This window comes from Actinoplanes sp. NPDC051633, assembly GCF_040681735.1.
In the GTDB taxonomy this organism is placed as follows: domain Bacteria; phylum Actinomycetota; class Actinomycetes; order Mycobacteriales; family Micromonosporaceae; genus Actinoplanes.
In genome coordinates, this window is the sequence record NZ_JBFAZH010000869.1 from 1 (window position 1) to 3370 (window position 3370).

The following is a 3370-nucleotide window of genomic DNA, read 5'->3' on the forward strand; positions in this document are numbered from 1 at the left end:
CAACAACCGACCCCGAAAATGCCTCGGCTACCGCACCCCCGCCGAGTGTGTTGCCTTGACCGCCTGAATCTAAGGACGCGGACTTGAGGATCTCGTTGGCCCGGCGCAGCTCGGCGTTCTCCCGGCGCAGCCGCTTCGGCTCGGCCGACTCCTCACTATTGACACCGGTCCGTTGGCCGGCGTCAACTCGGCCCGGCGCACCGACTTGCGCAGCGTCTCGGTGGTGCCGATGCCGAGTTTCTGGGCGACCGCGGTGATCGCCGCCCAGTCGGAGTCGTAGTGCGGCCGCACCTCGGCGACCATCCGCACCGCACGCTGACGCAACTTAGCCGGGTACCGGGAAGGGCGTGACATGACTCGATCCTCCACAAGAGGTCGGACCGGTACCAAACCCGGGGCAGTTCACCCGCTCGGGGCCTCGCCGGTCAAAGATCAAGATCTAGATCCGCGCGTACGCCGAGCAGCCGCACCGGCCGCTTGAGTTCGAACTTCGACAGCACCGCCGACGCCGCAGCGGCGATCACGTCGAGATCGGTCGTTGGGCCGCCGCGCAGCTTCGCCTCCCGGGTCTGCGTGAAGAACGACGACGACCGGACTTTCACGCCGACCCGGATCACCCGCCGGCCGTCGGCGACCACCTCCGCGCCGAGCCGGCGGGCCAGGTCGGCCACCTGCTCCTGGATGGCGGCCCGCTCGGTCAGGTCGTCGGCGAAGGTGACCTCCTTGCTGCGCGACCGGGCGACCCAGGGCTCGGTCACGACCTCGGCGTCGCCGCCACCGCGAGCGATCTCGGACAGCCAGAGCGCGGCCCGCGGCGGGAACCGTGCCGTCAGCACCTCCGGGTCCGCCGCGGCGAGCTCGGCGACCGTCGGCAGGCCCAGCTCGACGAGTTTGGTCACCGTCTTCGGCCCGACACCCCACAGTTCGCCCACCGGCCGGGAGCCCATCACCGGCATCCAGGTGTCACCGGTCAGCGTGGCGATCCCGGCCGGTTCCCGCTTGGCGAACCGAGCCGCGATCTTCGCCTGGTTCTTGTTGCGGCCGATGCCGATCGCGCAGGTCAGCCCGACCCGGTGGTGGACTGCCGCTCTCAACTCCGCGGCCAGCCGCTCCGGATCGTCGATGTCGCCGCCGACGAACGCCTCGTCCAGGCCCTGCACCTGCAGCAGCACCGGAAAGGTCCGCAGCGTGGCCATCACCCGCGCCGACGCCTCCTGGTAGGCCGGCATGTCGGTCGGCAGGAACACGGCATCCGGGCACTTACGGGCAGCCAGCCGCATCGGCATGCCGGAGCGCACCCCTAGCTCGCGGGCCTCCCGCGACGCCGTGGCCACCACTGTCCGGGCTCGCGTCGGATCGCCGGAGCCGCCCACCACCACCGGCCGGCCGCGGAGCTCGGGGCGGCGCAACACCTCGACCGACGCGAAGAACTGGTCCAGGTCGACGTGCAGCACCCAGCGATCAACCACCCGGCTAGTATCGCCTGCTGGACGTCGCGCAAGGGTGATTCCAGCTGTGGGCTGACCATCGATCGCCGGACCGTGATGCATGCTGCCGATCGATGCGATCGCGGAGTTGGTGACGGCCGGCGACGCCGAGCCTGCCACTACGACCTCAAACTCCGCCGACCACAAGACTCGCCGCAACGTTCACCGGACTCGCCCCGAGCGACCTAAGTAGCCCTGTCCAGGGCTCGTCACGCCTGCCGAACGGATCGTGCAACGCCGCCTCGGCGAACCCACCCTGGTACAACGACCAATCGGCGATGCCGCCGCGGAGATGACGGTCTGCCTGTCGCGCCGCAGCGCCCGCCGGACCTGTACCGGCGCGATCGTGCGAGTGGGCCTGGCCGATTGCATGACCCGGGTACGGCTCTGCGCCTCAGGAGGTGATGTCTCCAAGTGACCCTCGACGTTGTACTTGTGCTAAGCCTGACCGCAGAGCGCAGAGCTGGCAGGCGAAGGTCCTGCCGCTATCGAACGCGGGTGATCTCTCGTGCAGATTCTGTTGAACGTGGTCCAGGTCGTCGGCCTCATTGTCGCGGTAGCAGCCATGATGATCAGCCTTCGGGCGAGACGAGATGCCAAGAACAAGGCCGTTGACGTTGACGCCGGCATCCACTCGATCACGTACCGCGAGCACGTACTCAACTTTCACCGTGCCGGCTTCAGCGTGGAGGAAATCGAGGCGATGCTGCGTCGAGAGACCTATCGCCCGGGCATGCCTCTCGATCGGGCCAACGCCTACGACAACGGTTATGCCCCCGAGATGGGTACCGTCGGCGAGATACTAGACCCGCTGGGAACGGGCCGGCGGCGACCCGGCGGGATGCAACCGTCGCACGCGGATGGTTCAGCGACTGACACCAGCGCGGCGCCGGGAACGGTTTCTCAAGCACCGGACGGACCAGCGCAACCCGCAACCGCGCCTGGCAAGCCACCGCGTTGAAGGCGGCACCTGCTGTTCTGACAGCGGCCGCGCTGTCGTACCGCGCTTCCTTAAGTGCTTAGCCTTCTTCCCGAAGTGCTTAGTCTGCTTCCCGCGCAGACTTCGCGTGACGGTATGCCGTCATGCATCGCTGTGCCGCAGGACATGGCATTCTCGAAGCGTGAGAGAGGAAGGCGCGGCACCTTCGCCGAGCTATCCATGGGCCGAGGGCCTGACCAATCTGACGCCCGGAGCTTGCCGCTTCGCGGGCGGCGCGTCATGACCGACGACGAGCTCATCGCCGTCGCGCGGGCAGCCGCTGCCGCACGCGGGAAGGTCGCGCTCGCTCATGCGCATGTCACGCGCCGCGGGACGCAAGCGGAGGTGCTGCTGTCCGACCCGGCATACGCCCGCGGCGGCGGCCTTCTGGTGATCGTCGACCCGGCGACTGGCGCTGTACTTCGCGTCGTACCACAGCTTTAACCCAGCGCACCGCGGCGAGCAGTCAGCGGCAGAAGAGGGAGCCGCACAGCGTCCGCATCATCCCTGATCGCCGATGCTGGAACCCTCGTGTGGGCGTTGACGGCGTTGCTGCGAGCTAGCAAGCCTCTTCGGTTCGCCGGGCTCCGTCCGCAGCGGTCGCTCGGACGGTGACCCGAGACGTTCAGGAAAGACGGTGAGCAGAATGGGAGCAGCAGGGTGTTGAACGGCTCGGAAGCACCTTCAGATGCGCTGAACTACATTGAACGGTGAGGTCGTTAATGCTGGATATGCGGAGCCGCAGGTCAACGCGGTGCGGACCATTCGTTGACACGGTCGAAGCGCGCTCAACGCGGCTGACGACGGTCGAGTTGTATCGCTGCAGGTGGGGGAGTCCTTGCAGGTCAATCGCGTAAGTCACCATTGGACCGCGGCTGCTTACGAGTGGGAGCAGATTGAGAGC

General features: G+C 67.5%; 3 protein-coding genes and 1 pseudogene. 2 read left to right on the forward strand and 2 right to left on the reverse strand.

Annotated elements, in window-relative coordinates; genetic code table 11:
* Positions 1–70: 70 nt before the first annotated feature.
* Both AB0M20_RS33570 and AB0M20_RS33575 read right to left on the reverse strand, forming a co-directional pair.
* A pseudogene (locus AB0M20_RS33570) lies at positions 71–354 on the reverse strand (IS3 family transposase); the annotation flags it as partial.
* A 71-nt stretch (positions 355–425) separates the two neighbouring features.
* Positions 426–1469, reverse strand: coding sequence for a DNA polymerase IV (locus AB0M20_RS33575; RefSeq protein ID WP_364304360.1), 1044 nt, complete (start codon positions 1467–1469; stop codon positions 426–428).
* Between the two features lie 526 nt (positions 1470–1995).
* Between AB0M20_RS33575 and AB0M20_RS33580 the strand changes: the two genes are divergently transcribed.
* The gene (locus AB0M20_RS33580; RefSeq protein ID WP_364304361.1) at positions 1996–2448 is read left to right on the forward strand and encodes a hypothetical protein; all 453 of its coding nucleotides are present in this window, start codon (positions 1996–1998) and stop codon (positions 2446–2448) included.
* Between the two features lie 258 nt (positions 2449–2706).
* Complete coding sequence (locus AB0M20_RS33585) at positions 2707–2910, forward strand: hypothetical protein (protein ID WP_364304362.1); 204 nt, start codon at positions 2707–2709, stop codon at positions 2908–2910.
* Positions 2911–3370 lie beyond the last annotated feature (460 nt).

What these genes read in the sequence shown, in the direction of transcription:
- AB0M20_RS33585 (WP_364304362.1), top strand. Translation starts at nt 2,707, where the DNA reads ATGACCGACGACGAGCTCATCGCCGTCGCGCGGGCAGCCGCTGCCGCA.